Source organism: uncultured Bradyrhizobium sp. (assembly GCF_947648125.1).
GTDB lineage: Bacteria > Pseudomonadota > Alphaproteobacteria > Rhizobiales > Xanthobacteraceae > Bradyrhizobium.
On sequence record NZ_CANSMR010000020.1, the window covers coordinates 110,521 to 129,448 of the forward strand.

General features: G+C 65.4%; 18 protein-coding genes. 16 read left to right on the forward strand and 2 right to left on the reverse strand.

The features are described 5' to 3' along the window. The 5 genes from Q0030_RS29025 (at position 1) to Q0030_RS29045 (ending at position 5,385) form a co-directional block, all read left to right on the forward strand. Positions 1–1,314 (forward strand): adenylate/guanylate cyclase domain-containing protein, encoded by a 1,314-nt coding sequence (locus tag Q0030_RS29025; protein WP_298374950.1) that lies wholly within the window; start codon positions 1–3, stop codon positions 1,312–1,314. 72 nt (positions 1,315–1,386) lie between these two features. Then, positions 1,387–2,115 carry a GntR family transcriptional regulator gene (locus Q0030_RS29030; protein ID WP_298374953.1) on the forward strand — a complete coding sequence of 243 codons (729 nt, stop codon included), beginning with the start codon at positions 1,387–1,389 and terminating at the stop codon, positions 2,113–2,115. Between the two features lie 45 nt (positions 2,116–2,160). Further along, positions 2,161–3,405 carry an MFS transporter gene (locus Q0030_RS29035; RefSeq protein WP_298374955.1) on the forward strand — a complete coding sequence of 415 codons (1,245 nt, stop codon included), beginning with the start codon at positions 2,161–2,163 and terminating at the stop codon, positions 3,403–3,405. A gap of 15 nt (positions 3,406–3,420) precedes the next feature. Further along, entirely contained in the window at positions 3,421–4,320 is a 900-nt protein-coding gene (locus Q0030_RS29040) for an amidohydrolase family protein (protein WP_298374958.1), read from the forward strand. Between the two features lie 144 nt (positions 4,321–4,464). Next, positions 4,465–5,385 carry a PhzF family phenazine biosynthesis protein gene (locus Q0030_RS29045; RefSeq protein WP_298374961.1) on the forward strand — a complete coding sequence of 307 codons (921 nt, stop codon included), beginning with the start codon at positions 4,465–4,467 and terminating at the stop codon, positions 5,383–5,385. On the opposite strand, the gene Q0030_RS29050 is transcribed toward Q0030_RS29045, so the two are convergent. Then, entirely contained in the window at positions 5,382–5,843 is a 462-nt protein-coding gene (locus Q0030_RS29050) for a DUF488 domain-containing protein (RefSeq protein WP_298374964.1), read from the reverse strand. The two genes, Q0030_RS29045 and Q0030_RS29050, sit on opposite strands and share 4 nt — an antisense overlap. A gap of 10 nt (positions 5,844–5,853) precedes the next feature. Next, positions 5,854–6,681 (reverse strand): DUF72 domain-containing protein, encoded by an 828-nt coding sequence (locus tag Q0030_RS29055; protein ID WP_298374967.1) that lies wholly within the window; start codon positions 6,679–6,681, stop codon positions 5,854–5,856. Between the two features lie 141 nt (positions 6,682–6,822). On the opposite strand from Q0030_RS29055, the gene Q0030_RS29060 reads away from it, so the two are divergent. From Q0030_RS29060 to Q0030_RS29110, 11 genes are all read left to right on the forward strand, one after another. Next, positions 6,823–7,209, forward strand: a complete 387-nt coding sequence (locus Q0030_RS29060) for a hypothetical protein (RefSeq protein ID WP_298374969.1) — start codon at positions 6,823–6,825, stop codon at positions 7,207–7,209. A 67-nt stretch (positions 7,210–7,276) separates the two neighbouring features. Next, the gene (locus tag Q0030_RS29065) at positions 7,277–7,486 is read left to right on the forward strand and encodes a hypothetical protein (RefSeq protein ID WP_298374972.1); all 210 of its coding nucleotides are present in this window, start codon (positions 7,277–7,279) and stop codon (positions 7,484–7,486) included. A 248-nt stretch (positions 7,487–7,734) separates the two neighbouring features. Continuing rightward, entirely contained in the window at positions 7,735–8,868 is a 1,134-nt protein-coding gene (locus Q0030_RS29070; RefSeq protein ID WP_298374975.1) for a glycosyltransferase family 2 protein, read from the forward strand. 7 nt (positions 8,869–8,875) lie between these two features. Next, positions 8,876–10,378, forward strand: coding sequence for a glycosyltransferase family 39 protein (locus Q0030_RS29075; protein WP_298374978.1), 1,503 nt, complete (start codon positions 8,876–8,878; stop codon positions 10,376–10,378). Between the two features lie 79 nt (positions 10,379–10,457). Continuing rightward, positions 10,458–11,153 (forward strand): DUF899 family protein, encoded by a 696-nt coding sequence (locus Q0030_RS29080; protein ID WP_298374981.1) that lies wholly within the window; start codon positions 10,458–10,460, stop codon positions 11,151–11,153. Between the two features lie 425 nt (positions 11,154–11,578). Next, the gene (locus tag Q0030_RS29085; protein ID WP_298374983.1) at positions 11,579–12,706 is read left to right on the forward strand and encodes a tlde1 domain-containing protein; all 1,128 of its coding nucleotides are present in this window, start codon (positions 11,579–11,581) and stop codon (positions 12,704–12,706) included. Between the two features lie 192 nt (positions 12,707–12,898). After that, a complete protein-coding gene (locus tag Q0030_RS29090; protein ID WP_298374985.1) occupies positions 12,899–13,855 on the forward strand; it encodes a GAF domain-containing protein in 957 nt (318 codons plus the stop codon). A gap of 426 nt (positions 13,856–14,281) precedes the next feature. Next, positions 14,282–15,799, forward strand: a complete 1,518-nt coding sequence (gene adh / locus Q0030_RS29095; protein WP_298374987.1) for an aldehyde dehydrogenase — start codon at positions 14,282–14,284, stop codon at positions 15,797–15,799. An 84-nt stretch (positions 15,800–15,883) separates the two neighbouring features. After that, complete coding sequence (locus Q0030_RS29100; protein WP_298374989.1) at positions 15,884–16,234, forward strand: DUF779 domain-containing protein; 351 nt, start codon at positions 15,884–15,886, stop codon at positions 16,232–16,234. 99 nt (positions 16,235–16,333) lie between these two features. Beyond that, positions 16,334–17,830, forward strand: a complete 1,497-nt coding sequence (locus Q0030_RS29105; protein ID WP_298374990.1) for an AMP nucleosidase — start codon at positions 16,334–16,336, stop codon at positions 17,828–17,830. A 311-nt stretch (positions 17,831–18,141) separates the two neighbouring features. Then, on the forward strand, positions 18,142–18,921 hold the full coding sequence (locus Q0030_RS29110) for a Crp/Fnr family transcriptional regulator (RefSeq protein WP_298374991.1): 780 nt from the start codon (positions 18,142–18,144) through the stop codon (positions 18,919–18,921). The last annotated feature ends 7 nt before the right edge of the window (positions 18,922–18,928 follow it).

Below are 18,928 nucleotides of genomic sequence, written 5' to 3' on the forward strand. Positions count from 1 at the left end.
ATGGCGGAATCTTCGGATAGTGACAGCGCAGCGGCAGGCACGACAGTATCCGCCAATTTCAACCACGCTTTGATGCGCGAGGTGATGACCACCGAGCTGCTCCGCATCAAGGTGCTGATCGGCACCGCCATCGTGCTGGGGGCGATCAGCTTGCTGGTGTATTTGTTCGCGCCCGAGGCGGTCAGCCGGGTCTGGCACGGCAACCTCGACCCCGCCTACATCTTCTATGTCACCGTTCCGCTGATCCTGTTCGAGATCTGGGTGCATGGTGCGATCAGCTGGTACAGGCGCAACGGTCGCGATCTGCCGGTGATCCGGCGCTACATCGGCGTGCTGGTCGAGACATCGCTGCCGACCGTCGTGCTGGGGCTGCATATCGACAGCATGGGCCGCCAGGAGGCGCTCGGCTTCGTCGCCCCGCTGATCTATTTCGTCTTCATCATTCTCTCGACGCTGCGGCTCGATTTCTGGCTCTCGACCTTCACCGGATTCGTCGCCGCGACCGAGCTGTTCTACATGGCGGTGTTCTTCCACGCGCCTGACGGCGTCGCGGCCGATCAAGACATCTATTATCACGCCGCGCGCAGCACGATCATCCTGATCTGCGGCGTGCTGGCCGGTGGGGTCGGCTTGCAGCTGCGGCGCCAGTTCGCCGCCAGCATCGCGGCTGCCACCGCGCGCGACCGCATCACCAATCTGTTCGGCCAGCACGTCTCGCCGCAGGTGGTCGAACGCCTGATGGCGGAGGGCGCCACGACCGCGAGCGACATCCGCCGCGTCGCCGTGATGTTCGTCGATTTCCGCAGCTTCACGGCGGGCGCGCGCTCGCGCTCGCCGCAGGAGGTGGTGGATCGGCTCGACGGCGCCTTTGCCGTGCTGGTCGATATCCTCGATCGCCATGGCGGCATCGTGAACAAGTTTCTCGGCGACGGCTTTCTCGCGCTGTTCGGCGCGCCGTTCGAGACCGGCGACGCCGCGCATCAGGCGGTCGCCGCCGCGCGCGAGATGCTGGCCGCCAACGAGCGCACCAATGCGTCGTCGAGCTGGCCGCTGCGCATCGGCATCGGGATTCATATCGGCGAGGTCGTGGCCGGCAGTATCGGCTCGCCGCGGCGCAAGGAATACACCGTGATCGGCGACACCGTGAACTTTGCCGCCCGGCTCGAGGCGCTCAACAAGGAGCTCGGCTCGCAATTCCTGATCTCGTCCGCGGTGCGCGAGGCGCTCGGCGACGAATGCCCGGACGCCGTCTCTCGCGGCGAGATCCCGGTGCGAGGTTACGAGCATCCGGTGCCGGTCTGGCAGTTGGGGTAAGGCCACAGCATACAGGCTGGAGGTATTAAGGTAGCGATTGACGCGGCGTCATATACTCATATAGATGACTAGATGAATTCAGCTCTCGACGACCGCCTGCCCCGCTACCAGCGCCTCCGCGACGACCTCGCGGCGCGGATCAATCGCAACGAATGGCGTCCGGGGGACTTGATCCCCTCCGAGGCCGAGCTCGGCGCGCATTACGGCGTCGCGATCGGCACCGTGCGCAAGGCGATAGACCAGCTCGTCAGCGACGGCGTGCTGGAGCGCCAGCAGGGCCGCGGCACCTTCGTGCGCCGCGCGCGGTTCAATTCCTCGCTGTTCCGCTTCTTCCGCTTCCAATCCGAGAGCGGCGAGCGCCGCGTGCCGCAAAGCCGCATCCTGCGGCGCAAGGCGATGCCGGCGACGTCGGCTGTCGCCTCGGCGCTGCGCATTGCCGTCGGCGAGCCGGTCATCAGCCTGTCGCGCCTGCGGCTGATCGACGACGTGCCGCTATTGGCCGAGGAGATCTGGCTCGAGAGATCGCGCTTCGAGGCGCTGCTGGCGCTCGCAACCTCCGAGTTCGGCGACTTGCTGTATCCGCTCTACGAGGATCGCTGCGGCCAGGTCGTGGTCTCCGCCGATGAAATCCTCACCGTCGAGATCGCGACCGAGATGCAATCGCGCTTGCTGCGGCTCGAGGCCAACGCGCCGCTGATCGTGATCGAGCGCCTCGCCTTTGATCTGGAGCGGCGGCCGATCGAATGGCGCCGCTCGCGCGGGCCGGCGGATCGCTTCCGCTACCACGCCGAGATCAGGTAGCGCTGCGACCAAACATAACAACATAAGAATTCACAGGGAGAAGAAATGGCAAACTGGTACAGCGAATGTTCGCCGCTCGAGCGGCGCACCTTCTGGGCAAGTTTCGGCGGCTGGGGGTTAGATGCGTTCGACGTCCAGATGTTCAGCCTCGCCATTCCGGCGCTGATCACGGCTTTCGGGATCAGCAAGGCCGATGCCGGTCTGCTCGGCTCGGTCACGCTGTTCTTCGGCGCGTTCGGTGGCTGGCTCGGCGGCGCGCTCGGCGACCGTTTCGGCCGGGTGCAGGCGCTCCAGATCACGGTGGCGACCTTTGCGCTCGCGACCTTCGCCTGCGCGTTCGCGACGAGCTATCCCCAGCTCGTGGTCCTGAAGGCGATCCAGGGCATCGGCTTCGGCGCGGAATGGGCCTGCGGTGCGGTATTGATGGCCGAGATCATTCGCGCCGAGCATCGCGGCAAGGCGCTCGGCGCCGTGCAGAGCGCCTGGGCGGTCGGCTGGGGCGCCGCGGTGCTGCTCTCGGCCTTGGTGTTCACTTATGCGCCGGCCGATATCGCCTGGCGAATCCTGTTCGCGGTCGGCCTGATCCCGGCGCTCTTGATCCTGTATATCCGCCGCGGGCTGAAGGAGCCGCCGCGCGTTGCCGCGCGCGAGGCCGAGCCGCCGTTCTTTGCGACGCTCGCCGGAATCTTTCATCGCGATGTGCTGCGGTCGACATTGATCGGAGGTCTGTTCGGGATCGGCGCCCATGGCGGCTATGCGGCGCTGACGACATTCCTGCCGACGTTTCTGCGCGAGGTGCGGCATCTCTCGGTGCTCGGCTCCAGCGCCTATCTCGCCGTGATCATCGTCGCCTTCTTCTGCGGCTGCGTGGTCTCCGGGATCGTCAGCGACCGGATCGGGCGGCGCGCCAACGTGACGCTGTTCGCCGCCGCCTGCGTCGTGACGGTGCTGGTCTATATCTTCGCGCCGCTCTCCAATTCGCAGATGCTGGTGCTCGGCTTCCCGCTTGGCTTCTTCTCGGCGGGGATTCCGGCCAGCATGGCGGCGCTGTTCAGCGAGCTCTATCCGGCCGGCGTGCGCGGCACCGGTGTCGGCTTCTGCTACAATTTCGGTCGCATCGTCTCCGCGGCGTTTCCCTTCCTGGTCGGCTACCTCAGCGATCACATCGGCCTCGGTGCGGCGATCGGGATCGACGCGGCGTTCGCCTATTCGCTGGTGCTGGTCGCGGTGCTGATGCTGCCGGAAACCCGGGGCAAGGTTTTCGAGCAGGCCGCCGCCACGCGCGCGTGATGATGAGGAATGATCATGACATCGTACGAACATGGGTTGACGCGGCGCCGGTTTGCCGTGGGAGTGGTTGCCGCGCTGTCGGCGGGTGGATTGGCGAGCAAAGTGAGGGCTGAGGTGCCGAAACTCGCGATCGATACCCACGCCCACGTCTTCCATCGCGGGCTGAAGCTCGCGCCGGGCCGGCGCTACGCGCCCGACTACGACGCACCGCTCGCGCTCTATCTGCAGCAGCTCGACCAGAACGGCATCACCAACGGCGTGTTGGTGCAGCCGAGCTTTCTCGGCACCGACAATTCCTATCTGGTCGAATGCCTGAAGGCGACCAATGGCCGTCTGCGCGGCATCGCCGTGGTCGACGTTGCCGCCACCGCCGACGAGCTTCGCGCGCTCGATCGTGCCGGGGTGGCGGGTATCCGTCTCAATCTGGTTGGCCAGAAGCTACCCGATCTGACGTCGCCGGAGTGGACGGCGCTGCTGGCGCAGATCAGGACGCTCGACTGGCAGATCGAGATCCAGCGTAATGCCGGCGATCTCGCGACGCTCGCACCACAGCTGCTCGACCAGGGCGTGAAAGTCGTGCTCGATCATTTCGCCTTGCCCGATCCAAAGCTCGGCATCGATGATCCCGGATTTCAGTCGGTCCTCAAGCTGGGCGCGACGCGCAATGTCTGGGTCAAGATCTCCGCACCCTATCGCAACGGCGCGGCCGGTGAGGCGTTCGCGAAGCAGGCCTATCCGCTGCTGCGCCAGGCTTTCGGCGTCGACCGGCTGCTGTGGGGCAGCGACTGGCCGCACACTCAGTTCGAGGCGACGCAGAGCTACGCCAGGAACCGCAAATTCCTCGACGAGCTCGTCACCGACGCCGACGAGCGCGCCCGCGTGCTCGCATCGCCGCGCGAGCTGTTTCGATTCTAAAGCATGATCCGGAAAAGTGCGAAGCGGTTTTCCGAGGAGATCATGCTCAAACAAGGAGCGCGATTGTACCGAGTGCTCTGAAGGGCGTCGTTGCTGCTGTGCTACGATGACGCCATCGGAATGACCGGCACAAGGATACGCAAGATGCAGCGCCGCTATATCACCGTCGACGTTTTCACCGACCGCGCCTTCGGCGGCAACCCGCTGGCCGTGGTGCTCGACGCCGAAGGGCTGTCGACGGCGCAGATGCAGGCGATCGCGACCGAGTTCAACTATTCCGAGACGACCTTCGTGCTGCCGCCGCAGGACAAGGCCAACGACGCCCAGGTTCGCATCTTTACCGTGCGCTCGGAAATTCCGTTCGCCGGCCATCCCAATGTCGGCACCGCCTTCGTGCTGGCGAGCCGGGCAGCGAAGACGCCGGAGCTGCTGAGGTTCGAGGAGAAGGCGGGCCTCGTGCCGGTCAAGGTCCTGATCGACGGCGGCAGGGTGATCGGTGCCGAGTTGACGGCGCCGCAAGCCTTGCAGCGCACGAACGAGGTGAGCGCGGCCGATGCCGCGGCTTGTCTCTCGCTGTCGGCGGCCGACGTGAAGACTGATCGGCATGTGCCGCAGGTCGCCTCGGTCGGCCTACCGTTCCTGGTGGTGGAGATCGCCTCGCGCGAGGCGCTGAAGCGGGCGCGGCCCGATGCTGCGGCGTTCGCCAGGGCGCTGGCGCAGATCGGCCGCGACGTCGTCTATTTCTACACCCGCGACGTGCCGGCGGGCGAGCAGCCGCTCGACTTGCAGGCGCGCATGTTCCATCCGGGCGCGAGCGGCCTGTCGGAAGATCCCGCAACCGGCAGTGCGACTGCGGCCTGCGCGGCGCTGCTCGCCGATATCGATCCCGCGCGCGATGGCGAATTGCGGCTGCGGATCGGGCAGGGCGTCGACATGGGCCGGCCGAGCTTGTTGCTGACGCGGGTCCGCAAGCAGGGCGGCGCGATCACATCGGTGCATGTCGGCGGCGGCTGCGTGAAGATGATGGAGGGGACGATCAGCGTGCCGGGGCAGGTCCGAGGCTAGACCTGCGGCGCGGCCAGGTTCTCGATCTTGACGCCGTCGCGCTCCTCGATGATCTCGGCGATCCAGCGGCGGTGACAGTGTTCGTGGTCGCGCTCGTAGCAGAGGATGCAGACCGGACCGGACTTCTTCACCAGCGCCGACAGCTCGTCGAGCTCCTCCTTGGCCTGCACCGTCTTCAGGTGCGCCGAATAGATCTTGTGCAGCAGCGCATATTGTCCGCTGCGCGCCGCCTCCCGTCCGCTCTTCGGCGTGCCGAGGCCGCGGAGATGGACGTAGCCGATGCCGCGCTCGTCGAGACCTGCGGCGAGCTGGGTCTTGGAGAAACCGGGGCGGCGCGAGGAAGCCACCGCGCGGACGTCGACGAGGAGCTTGACGCCGGCGTGCTGGAGCTCGTCGAGCACGGCCTTCGACGGCGTCTGCTCGTAGCCGATGGTGAACAGCCTGGATGCCTTCGCCATCGGCTCTCCCTCACTTCACCCGTTCGATCAATTCCATCGCGCCCGCGGGTGCGCGTATCTTGCCCTCGTGGATCACGTAGGCGAACACGTCGCGCGGCGCCTTCTTCGGCGCTGATTTGTCGACCTTCGGCAGATCGTCCGGCTCGCTGCCGCCGGCCCAGTCCTGAAACCGCTTCGCCCAGGCGTCGAGCTGCTTCGGCGGATAGCAGGTCTTCAATTCGTCATTGCCCTTCTGCAGCCGGGCATAGACGAAGTCGCTCGCGACGTCGGCAATCGCCGGATATTTGCCGTGCTCGGCGAACACCACCGGCACCTCGTGCTCGCGAATGAGGGCGATGAACTCGGGCACGCAGAAGCTGTCGTGCCGCACTTCGACGACATGGCGCAGCGCGCGGCCGTCGAGCTTGCGCGGCAAGAGCTCGAGGAACTTGCCGAAATCGGCGCTGTCGAATTTCTTGGTCGGCGCAAATTGCCAGAGCACCGGCCCGAGCCGGTCCCTCAGCTCCAACACGCCCGAGTCATAGAACCGCTTCACCGAATCGCCGGCCTCGGCGAGCACGCGGCGGTTGGTGGCGAAGCGCGGCCCCTTCAGCGAGAAGATGAAGCCGTCGGGCACCTCGCTCGCCCATTTGCGAAAGCTCTCCGGCTTCTGCGAGCCGTAGTAGGTGCCGTTGATCTCGATCGAGGTCAGCTTGGAGGCGGCGTAGGACAACTCCTTCGCCTGCGTGAGCTTCTCGGGATAGAACACCCCGCGCCACGGCTCGAACGTCCAGCCGCCGATGCCGATATAGATGTTGCCTGCGTCTGTCTTGGTCGCCTTGGTGGGAGCTTTGGCCACGACTGCACTCATCGCGAGGAGGGGGGACAGGGATCGAGAGTAGTCAAAATAATCGTGATTGGCCAGTTTGCCAGATTGGCGCAGGGGTGCTTATCGTCGTTGTCGCTCTTCGCTACGATGCGCCAAAATGGAGAACAACACATGCGCATGCTGGTTGCGGCCGCCCTCCTGATCACGTCCTCCGCTGCCATATCGTCCGCTACCATATCGTCTGCTGCAATGGCCGACGAGGTCGACGATGCGCACAAGCTCGCCATCACCGGCCGCGACGCCTACTGGAATTGCCTCGCCCGCGAATATCCCCGCGACAGCAACAAGACGATGTCCGACCAGGAGTTCAGCTCGCTGATCGCCAATGTCTGTCCCTCGGAGCGGCAGAATTTCCGGGTGTCGCTGATCGACTTCCTGTCGCTGCAGTTTCCCAAGCAGGATGCCGATGCGAATCTGACGACGGCCAACCGCGCGATCGAGCTGGCGCAGAAGGACATCGTGACCGCCTTCACCCGCCGCAGGGCCGCGGCGAAATAGGTTCCCGAATCCTGTTGCGGCCGGCCGATTTTTGATATCAATCCGCGCAGGCGAGGGGATGATCGGCATGAGCTCACAATCGACGGCAGGCTTCCTGGGCGCAGTGGTCGCAGCCGTAGCGCTCGCGGCCGCGTTCATTTACGGGCCGTCGCCGAGCCAGCTCCGTAACCCGACCCAGCCCGCAGCAGCGCAGCCGCAGGCGGCTCCCGCCGCCGAGGCCGCGCCGGCGGCCCCGGCACCACGCGGCCCGGTGATCCGGGAAGTCCCGAACAACTAGCGCCATCTGCCCCTTGCGGACCGCATGGGGGCTACTTATCTGGCTCATAACGGCGACGTTGCAGCTTAAGGGCTCCGGCGCCGGGACGACCACGACATTGTTTGGCTGCGCCGGATGTACGCGCGCCCCTTGTTCGTGGTCGTTGGCATTTTTCAGGGGTATTTTGCCCCGTTTTCCCGCTTCCCGAGACCGCGTTTGGGCCGGCCCGCCTTGGCAGCGGGGGAGGCTGCGGCTATACGCTGGCGCTCATGAATGACGCCATCAAGCTAGCCCCCGAAACCGCCTCGCAGGCAGCAAGTTTGCCGCAGCTTTCGGTGGTCGTCCCGACCTTCAATGAGCGCGACAATGTCACGGTGCTTTACCGTCGGCTCGACGCGACCCTGAAGGACGTGTCCTGGGAAGTCATCTTCGTCGATGACAACTCGCCCGACGGTACCTGGGACGTGGTACGCGCCTTGGCGCGAAAGGATTCCCGCGTGCGCTGCATCCGCCGAATCGGCCGGCGCGGCCTGTCCGGCGCCTGCATCGAGGGCATCCTGGCGTCGAGCGCGCCGTATGCCGCTGTCATGGACGCCGACCTCCAGCATGACGAGACCCAGCTCCCGAAGATGGTCGCGCTGCTGCAGAGCGGCGAGGCCGAGCTCGTGGTCGGCAGCCGCTATATCGAGGGCTACAAGTCCGAAGGCTTCAACAAGCAGCGCGCCGGCGCCAGCGCCTTTGCCACCGAGATCGCGCGCCGCTCGCTGAAGGTCGAGATCGCCGATCCCATGAGCGGCTTCTTCATGATCCGCCGCGACCGCTTCGAGCAGCTCGCGCCGCAGCTCTCGACCCAGGGCTTCAAGATCCTGCTCGACGTCGTGGCGACGGCGGAGGGCAAGCTGCGCGCGGTCGAAATTCCTTACACGTTCGGTGCCCGCCAGCATGGCGAGAGCAAGCTTGACTCGATGGTCGCGCTCGACTTCCTTGGCCTGGTGCTGGCGAAGCTGACCAACGATCTGATCTCGCTGCGCTTCATTCTGTTCGCAGCGGTCGGTGGGCTCGGCCTGCTGGTGCATCTCAGCGTGCTGTTCATCGCGCTGGAACTGTTCAAGGCGCCGTTCCCGGAGGCCCAGGCCACCGGCGCGATCGTCGCCATGACCAGCAACTTCATCCTCAACAATTTCCTGACCTATCGCGACCAGCGGCTGAAGGGCTTTGGCATCCTGCGCGGCCTGCTGCTGTTCTATCTGGTCTGCAGCGTCGGCCTGCTTGCCAATGTCGGCGTCGCGTTCTCGGTCTACGACCAGGAGCCGATCTGGTGGCTTGCGGGCGCGGCCGGCGCGCTGATGGGCGTGGTCTGGAACTACGCGATGTCCGGGCTGTTCGTCTGGCGCAAGCGATGACGGTGGCATGAACGCGAACGAGGCGCGGCTGGCCCGGAACACCGCTCTTGCGGTGTGCGCGCTGGTCGTGTTGCGGCTGGCCGCCGCCGCATGGACGCCGCTGACCTTCGACGAAGCCTATTACTGGATGTGGTCGAAGGCGCTCGCCGGCGGCTACTACGACCATCCGCCGATGGTGGCGGTCGTGATCCGGCTCGGCACCATGATCGCGGGTGACACGCCGTTCGGCGTGCGGCTGGCGTCGATCCTGCTCGCGCTGCCGATGAGCTGGGCGATCTACCGGGCCGCCGAGATCCTGTTCGGTGGCCAGCGTATCGCCGCGAGCGCAACGATCCTGCTCAATGTCACGCTGATGGCCGCCGTCGGCACGCTGATCGTGACGCCGGATGCGCCGCTGCTGGTTGCCGCGAGCTTCCTGCTGTATTCGCTGGCAAAGGTGCTGGAGAGCGGCCGCGGCGCCTGGTGGCTTGCGGTCGGCGTCAGCGCCGGCCTGGCGTTGCTGTCGAAATACACGGCGCTGTTCTTCGGACCCGCGATCCTGATCTGGCTTGCTGTCGTGCCGAAGCTGCGGCGCTGGTATCTCTCGCCATGGCTCTATCTCGGCGGTCTGGTTGCAGCCGGCCTGTTCGCGCCGGTCATCCTCTGGAATGCCGATCACCACTGGGTGTCGTTCATCAAGCAGATGGGCCGCGCCCGGATCGAAGACTTTCGGCCGAACTACATCGCCGAGCTGATCCCGACGCAGTTTGCGTTCGCGACGCCATTGGTCTTCATCCTCGGTGTGATGGGCCTCTACGCGCTCTACCGGCGCCGCGCCGGCGCGATGCCCGCACGCGTGCTGGTCAACACGATGTTCTGGACCATCGTGGTCTACTTCACCTGGCACGCGCTGCATGCGCGGGTCGAGGCCAACTGGTTCGCGCCGGTCTATCCGGCTTTTGCGGTGGCGGCCGCGGTCGCGGCGATCCAGGTGCAGTGGGCGCCGCGCGAGCAGCGCACGATCGATTTCTGCCGCCGCTGGGCCGCGCCCACAGGCGTCGTGCTGTTCGCGCTGCTGATCGTGCAGGCCAACACTGGCATCCTCTCGGGTTACCGCCGCGACGCCACCGTGCGCAGCGTCGGTGTCGGCTGGCAGGAGCTCGCCAGCGAGATCGAGGCGGTGCGCGCGCGGTCCGGCGCGAGCTGCGTGCTGTCGCCGGACTACGGCACCACCGGCTGGCTGGCCTTCTACCTCCCCAAGGGCACCTGCGTCGCCCAGCAGGGCCAGCGCATTCGCTGGGTCAACATGCCCGAGCCGAGCCCGGCGCAGCTGGCCGGCAAGCTGCTGTACGTGCATGAGGTCGAGCAGGCGATGCCGGCCTCGATGCGCGACAATTTCGCCCATGTCGAAACGGTGGCCGAGGCCAAACGCATGCGCGGGCCGCTGGTGATCGAGACCTACGCGCTCGATCTGCTTGATGGCGCAAAGGGCGACGTCTTTGATCGTTCACCGCCGCCGGAACTGCAGTAAAACCATCACTGGCGCATGTCGGATCGTCCGGTTCCGGCTCGTCTTCCAGGGAGCCCGTCAACCCCGCGAGGTTCCAACCATGACCAGTCCCATCCTCAAGCCGGCCGCCGAACTCGCCAGCAGCAATGCTAGGCGCTTTCCCAATGAGAGCGCCGAGTATCGCCGGGCGCGCCAGGCGCTGCTCGTCGAGGAGATCGAGCTGCGCCGGCACATCGCGCGCGTCGCCGAGTTGCGCCGCGCCTTGCCGCCGGGCGGCGAGGTGACAAGGGCCTATGAGTTCACGGGCGAGTCCGGCGCGGCCTCGCTCGCCGATCTCTTCGGCAACAAGCAGACGCTCATCATCCACAGCTACATGTTCGGTCCGCAGCGCGAGAAGCCGTGTCCGATGTGCACATCATTCATGGGCACATGGGAGGAGAAGCTGCCCGATATCGAGCAGCGCGTGTCGTTCGTGTTCGTGGCGCGCTCGCCGATCGCGCGGCTGGTCGAGGCGAAGAAGGCGCGAGGCTGGACGCGTCACAGGGTCTATTCGGATGCGTCGGGCGATTACACGCGCGACTATGTCAGCAAGGATGACAGCGACGTGCCCGGCTACAATGTCTTCACGCGCCAGAGCGGCGTGATCCGGCATTTCTGGGCAGGCGAAATGGGAGCCGGCACGGTCGACCCCGGCCAGGACCCGCGCGGTGCGCCGGACATGGATCCGCTCTGGACCCTGCTCGACACCACGCCCGAGGGGCGCGGCGCGGACTGGTATCCGAAGCTCAGCTATTGAGAGATGGATTTTGCTCGATCCCCGCGCGATTACGGGGCCATCGGCAAGGAAATTCTCCCTAGGATTTATCTCGGCATGCGGCGGCGGAGCCGCGTGCCGGAATGTCTCATCATGGGACAAAAAAGCCGCTTTCGCGGTCCAATGCGATCTTAAAAAAGCCCTACGCCACAGGCACTTCCCGCGTTGCAGGGGATCGCATCCGGTTAAGTCGCATTTAACTAAAAGTCGCCTTAATGGCCGTCTGTGCCCCCGCGCGACGTTGAGCCGAACATCGTTCGACGATGCGTCGAGTGAGGGACAAAGGTGGACCTGTTTTGAGCGCCGGGCGTATGGGTACGAGTGCGAGTGCGTATGTTCTTGGGGCGCCAAGCCGCAAGAAAACCTCCCGAAAAATCCTCCCACAGCATTTCCTCGGCAGCGCCGCGGTGGCGGGGCTGGTGCTTGGCTGCGCCTGGACCGTCTATGCCAACATTTTTGCCGCGAGCGTCTATCCGTCGGTAGGCAATGCGTCGTTTGAAGCGCCGGCGGTGAAGCGTCCGGTCGCCGTTGCCGCGCGACCCGCACCCGCGTTCAACGAGGTGTTCGCGTCCCTGACGCCCGCGCCGGCGGCGCCCGCCAAGACCGAGGTCGCGAAGTCGGAAGCCTCGGCACCGTCACTTATGTTTAACGATCGGTTTGCGGCCGCCTCGCCCGAGGGCATCGCGTCCAGCGTCGTGGCCGACGCCGCACCGCAGATCGACCCGATCAAGCAGGCCGCTGAACCCAAGGTCGCCGTAGCGGCGAGGGCGGTGGCGACGGCAGAGCTCGCCGAGACATCGAAGCCGTTGCCGGCGCCGAAGTCGGTCGAGACCGCCAAGAAGCAAGCCGCCGCCAATCTGAAGGTGGCGCTCAACGATCCCTCCGCGACGGTTGAGCCCAAAGCGGCCGAGAAGGCGCCCGAGGCCAAGCAGGCGACCAAATCCAGTGGTGTCCGTGACATGGCCGCGCGCGCCAAGGCCGCGGTGCTGTCGATCGCATCGAGCGAGCGGCAGACCATGGTCGAGAAGCTGTGGGGCAAGCGCGAGTCGAGCGGCGGGCTGCTCTCCTTCGCTTCCGCCGATGCCAATGTCACCGGCAGCATCCCCTCGACGCTGGACCAGAACCCGATGCTCGGCGGCTCGCCGCCCTATGACCGCCAGACCGCGGTCTACGACATCTCGGCCAAGACCGTGTACCTGCCGGACGGCACGCGGCTCGAGGCGCATTCCGGCCTCGGCTCCCGGCTCGACGATCCGAGGTCTTCGCACATGAAGATGGTCGGCGTGACGCCGCCGCACATCTACGAACTCAAGCCGCGCGAGGCACTGTTCCACGGCGTGCCGGCGCTGCGGCTCAATCCGATCGGCGGCGAGGGCAAGATCTTCAACCGCGACGGCCTGCTCGCGCACACCTTCATGCTCGGCCCGAACGGCGACTCCAACGGTTGCGTCTCGTTCAAGGACTATTACGCGTTCCTCGATGCCTATCGTAACAAGGGCATCCGCCGCCTCGCAGTGCTCGCGAGGATTCAGTAAGCGCCGTCCTCCTGGGGGCGCCGCCCCCACGGCGTGAGCTACGCGACCAGCCCCCGTACCTGTCCGAACGTCGCAATGGCCATCCCTTGAAAGGCCGTTGGGGGCGCTATATCCTGCAAAATACAAGGGTGCCAGGGCTGGCAGCGCCGCGCTCCCGAGGGGCAGAGAACCCGGGGAGCAGGGGAGGGAAGCATGAGCCGCTCGCCAGGCGTCGTGCACACGGACAAGGTTCTCGACGTGCTGGCCGGAGGCGGGGCGCCATCCGACCTGTCGGCGTCGTGGCGTCGGTCCGGCCATCTGCATGCGCTCGATCCGGCGAGCCGCCTGCCGTCCCATCGTCTCGGCCAGGCTGAAATCGCCGCTGCACAGCAGCGCCTCGGTGAATTCCTGAAAGTCGCCCAGAGCACGCTCGACCGGCTGTTTCTTGCCGTGGGCGGGGTCGGCTGTTCGGTGCTGCTCGCGGACCGCGATGGCGTCGTCGTCGATCGGCGCGGCGCAGGCGCCGATGATACGACGTTCGACGCCTGGGGGCTCTGGACCGGCGCGGTCTGGAGCGAGAAGTACGAGGGGACCAACGGCATCGGCACCTGCATCGTCGAGAAGCGCCCGCTGTCGATCGACCGCGAGCAGCACTTCTTCACCCGCAATTCGGCCCTGTTCTGCACCACTGCGCCGATCTTCGATGAGCATGGCGAGCTTGCCGCCGCGCTCGATGTCTCCTCCTGCCGGGCAGACCTGACCGATGGATTTTCTCGCCTGATTGCGACCACGGTGACGGACGCCGCGCGCGCGATCGAAGCCGAGAATTTCCGCCGGGCGTTTCCCGATGCGCGAATTCTGCTGACGCCGCGCAGCGAGCGCGCCGTCAATTCGCTGCTGGCGGTCGATCGCGACGATCTCGTGATCGGTGCGACGCGCGCTGCGCGCCGCGCGCTCGGCCTCAACGCGGCGTCGCTGGCGCGGCCATTGCCGGCGGCCGATCTGATCGGCGAGACCCGCGACGATGGCGGTCTTGCTGCCGCGGAACGTGCAGCGTTGCAGCGCGCGCTGGCGCGCGCCGGCGGCAACGTGTCGAAGGCCGCCAAGGATCTTGACATGTCCCGCGCCACATTGCACCGCAAGCTCAAGCAGCTCGGCCTGCACCGCTAGAGGCGCGATGAGTTTAGTTGAATCGGCTTGGCGCGGTCTCGGTTCACCTCTCCCCGTAGGGGAGAGGTCGGATTGCTCTCGGCGATGCGAAGCATCGTCCGGTGCAATCCGGGTGAGGGCTCTTGCTCTCTCGATAGACCGTAACCCCTCACCCGATTTGCTGCGCAAATCGACCTCTCCCAAGCGAGAGGTGAACTTTCGACGCCGTTCCAGCTCAACCTAATCTCATCGTGCTCTAGGGCATTTCCGCAAGCTCAAGGCCGGCGCCCTGAGCGCTGGCGCGCCTGTGCCAATTTGCGGCGCACTCTGTCTCAGATTTGCGACAGTTCCCCTGCGGCCCTTGGGGCGGGCCCCTGTTCTGTCCGCCTGATTTGACCGAGCGTTCCGGCCAACGCCGTGTGCATCGGCGTGCCAACGGAGGAACACATGAACAAGGTTGACATGCAGTCCGTGCTCAAGGCGCCGTTCGCCAAGCGCTACGGCAATTTCATCGGCGGCGAATGGCGCGAGCCTCGCTCCGGAAAGTATTTTGAGAACATCTCGCCGGTGACCGGCCTTCCGGTCTGCGAGATCCCGCGCTCCGACGCGTCGGATATCGAGGCGGCGCTCGATGCCGCGCATGCGGCCAAGGACGCCTGGGGCAAGACCAGCGTCGCCGAGCGCTCGCTGATCCTCAACAGGATCGCCGACCGGATGGAGGCCAATCTCGAAAAGCTCGCCACCGCCGAGACCTGGGACAACGGCAAGCCGATCCGCGAGACGATGGCCGCCGACATGCCGCTCGCGATCGATCACTTTCGTTACTTCGCCAGCGCGATCCGCGGACAGGAAGGCTCGATCTCGGAGATCGACCACGACACGATCGCCTATCACTTCCACGAGCCGCTTGGCGTGGTCGGCCAGATCATTCCCTGGAATTTCCCGATCCTGATGGCGGTCTGGAAGCTTGCACCGGCGCTCGCCGCCGGTAACTGCGTCGTCCTCAAGCCGGCCGAGCAGACGCCGGCCTCGATCCTGGTGTTGCTCGAGCTGATCGGCGACCTGCTGCCGAAGGGTGTGCTGAACGTCGTCAACGGTTTCGGTCTCGAAGCAGGAAAACCGCTGGCCTCGTCGAACCGGATCGCCAAGATCGCCTTCACCGGCGAGACCACGACGGGCCGGCTGATCATGCAATATGCCTCGCAGAACCTGATCCCGGTGACGCTCGAACTCGGCGGCAAGTCGCCGAACATCTTCTTCAAGGACGTCTGCGCGGAAGACGACGATTTCTTCGACAAGGCCGTCGAAGGCTTCGTGATGTTCGCGCTCAACCAGGGCGAGGTCTGCACCTGTCCGAGCCGCGCGCTGATCCAGGAATCGATCTATGACCGCTTCATGGAGCGCGCGCTGAAGCGCGTCGAGGCGATCACGCAAGGTAGCCCGCTCGATCCGACCACCATGATCGGCGCGCAGGCGTCCTCCGAGCAGCTCGAGAAGATCCTCTCCTACATCGACATCGGCAAGAAGGAAGGCGCCGAGGTGTTGACCGGCGGCGAGCGCAACAATCTCGGCGGCGGGCTGTCGGGCGGCTACTATGTCAAGCCGACCGTGTTCAAGGGCCACAACAAGATGCGCATCTTCCAGGAGGAGATCTTCGGGCCTGTGGTGTCCGTGACCACCTTCAAGAACGACGAGGACGCGCTCTCGATCGCCAACGACACGCTCTACGGTCTCGGTGCCGGCATCTGGAGCCGCGACGTCAATCGCTGCTACCGGTTCGGCCGGGCCATCCAGGCCGGTCGGGTGTGGACCAACTGCTACCACGCCTATCCCGCGCATGCGGCGTTCGGCGGTTACAAGCAGTCCGGTGTCGGCCGCGAGAACCACAAGATGATGCTCGACCATTACCAGCAGACCAAGAACATGCTGGTGAGCTACAGCCCGAAGAAGCTCGGCTTCTTCTGACGTCCCGGCTGTCCCCGCGTTCAGGGCACGAAGACGACAGGCTTCGGCGGGTGTCCCGCCGGAGCCTCCATCACGGAGGCCGAGATGGCTGACAAGGTGACCGCGACGCCGGCTGCGCTGGAGCTGATTGCCGAGATCGTCGCCGACCATGGGCCGGTGCTGTTTCACCAGTCCGGCGGCTGCTGTGACGGTTCGTCGCCGATGTGCTTTCCGCAAGGTGACTTCCTGATCGGCGATTATGACGTCAAGCTCGGCGAGATCGGCGGGGCGCCGTTCTACATCAGCGGCTCGCAATACGACGTCTGGAAGCACACCGATCTGATCATCGACGTCGTTCCCGGCCGCGGCGGCATGTTCTCGCTCGACAATGGGCGCGAGCGCCGGTTCCTGACCCGGTCCGAGATCTGCGCGTTGCCGCCGCGCGAGCCGGAATAGGGCGGTCCGGCGTCGATCTGGAACTGGAGGCCATTGTCGCTATACTGCACTGATCCAGGGCGAGTCCCAACTCGGCAACGGATCTGGTGCAAAGCGAACATGTCTCCGACGCCCCCCATCGAAACTCCCCAGCCGATCACGACCGAAGCGTTCGTCGAGGCTAGCGCGGCGGTTGCCCGTCTCGAGGATATCTACGAGCGCAACACCGGATTCCTGCGCAGTCGCTTCGAGGCCTATGTCAACGGGGTGCCGTTCACGACGCGGGTGCGGGCGCATTACCCGTTCGTCCGCATCACGACCTCATCGCATGCCCGGCTCGATTCCCGTCTCGCCTACGGTTTTGTCGCCGGGCCCGGCGTTCACGAGACCAGCATCACCCGGCCGGACATTTTCCGGACCTACCTCACCGAGCAGATCGGGCTCCTGATCAAGAACCATGGCGTGGCGGTCGAGATCGGCGAGTCGAACGAGCCGATTCCGATCCATTTCGCCTACCGGCGCGACATCAATATCGAGGCGGCGCTGACCATCGCCGACAGTTCGGCCTTCACAAGGTCGCTGCGCGACGTGTTCGATACGCCGGATCTTGCGGCGATGGATGATGCGATCGCGAACGGGACGTTCGAGCTGACGCCGGGGACGCCCGAGCCGCTGGCCTTGTTCCGTGCCGCGCGCGTCGATTACTCGCTGCGCCGGCTCTATCACTACACCGGCACCGATCCCGAGCACTTCCAGAATTTCGTGATCTTCACCAACTACCAGTTCTATGTCGACGCCTTTGTGCAATCGAGCCTGCAGCGTCTCGCCGCGGGTGAGGAGGGCCTCGAGGCGTTCGTCGCGCCCGGCAATGTGATCACGCGCAGCGCGCTGGCAGGCGGTGGCACCATCGGGACCGCATCGGAGCGTGTTCCGCAGATGCCGGCGTTTCATCTCGTCGAGCCCGGCTATCGCGGCATCACCCTGATCAATATCGGGATCGGTCCATCGAACGCGCGCAATATCACCGATCACGTCGCGGTGCTGCGGCCGCATGCCTGGCTGATGATCGGGCATTGCGCTGGCTTACGCAACACGCAGCGGCTCGGCGATTACGTGCTGGCCCATGGCTATGTCCGCGAGGATCACGTGCTCGATCACGAGCTGCCGCTCTGGGTGCCGATCCCCGCGCTTGCGGAGATGCAGGTCGCGCTGGAGGAGGCGGTCGGCGAAGTGACCGGGCTCACCGGCTTCGAGCTCAAGCGCTTGATGCGCACCGGCACCGTCGCCAGCGTCGACAATCGCAATTGGGAGATCAGCGGGCCGCAGGTGATCCGGCGGATGTCGCAATCGCGCGCCGTCGCGCTCGACATGGAATCGGCGGCGATCGCCGCCAATGGCTACCGCTTCCGTGTGCCCTACGGCACGCTGCTGTGCGTCTCCGACAAGCCGCTGCATGGCGAGATCAAGCTGGCGGGCATGGCGAGCGAGTTCTATCGCCAGCGCGTCGGCCAGCATCTTCAGATCGGGCTGAAGGCGCTGGAGCGGCTCAAGCAGCAGGAGTCCGAGCGCCTGCATTCGCGCAAGCTGCGCAGCTTTGCCGAGGTCGCGTTTCAATAGCTCCGTTCGCTAAGCGGCAGACTACGCTCGATCTCGGCCTTCAGATCCCGACTCCTGCACGTATTTCGCTGGCTGGCTGCCTGACGCCGCGGAATCGAAGGTAGCATTTTCCGCGCCCGGAAATTGGGTTCCGCAGTTCTACGGTTCGATCGTGCGCATTTTGCTGTTGCGTCCGGCGGCGCATTTGCATCTAACTCCTCGGAGTGCTGTCTGCGGAAAATTCCGCCTTGCGGTCAAGCGTTTGGAGTTTAATTCTTGAGAGCGTGGCTGAGTAAGTTGGTTGCTTGTCGCTTCACTGCGGGGCCCCACCAGTGAGTGCTTCCGGCGGAAATGGTAATCGCCTTCTCGCAACACTGCCGGCAGCGGACCTGGATCTGCTGGGTCCCGAGCTCGAGACGGTCGCGCTCGATCAGGATGCGGTCCTGGCGCGAGCCGGTGATGAGATCGACTACGTCTTCTTCCCTCATAGCGGGGCGATCACGCTGATGATCGACATGGCAGACGGGCACACGGTTGCGACCGGCGTGGTCGGGCGCGAAGGGGCGGTGGGCAGTCTTTCGGTGCTCGGGTCGTCCCCGTCGGGTATTACCGCAGTCGTTCGTGCGGCGGGCACCGCCTCGCGGATTTCCGCGCCGCGCTTTCATGCCGCTTTCGGACGCAGTGCTGCGATCCGGCAGGCGATGCAAAAGCACATCAGGTCGATGCTGATCCAGTTCCAGCTCGGCTCCGCCTGCAATGCGCTGCACCCGGTCGAGGCCCGGATGGCGCGCTGGCTGCTCCAGCTCCGCGATCGCGTCGATAGCGACGTCCTGCCGCTGACTCAGCAGGCGCTGTCACAAATCCTCGGCGTGCGACGAACGACGGTGACGCTCTTGATGCGCAATCTGCGCACGCGCGGCGCAATCAGGTCCGATCAACGAGGCCGGATCGAGATCGACAGGTCGCGGCTCTCCGCGGCGGCGTGCGAATGCCATCGCGTCATGCGTCTCGAAGCCGAGGAGATCTTTTCGGACAATAAGGCCCGATCTCGCGCGGCGGCTCTAACCGACAATCCGCGCATCTCCGAAATCGAAACGGACGACGCGCTGTAAGCGCGTT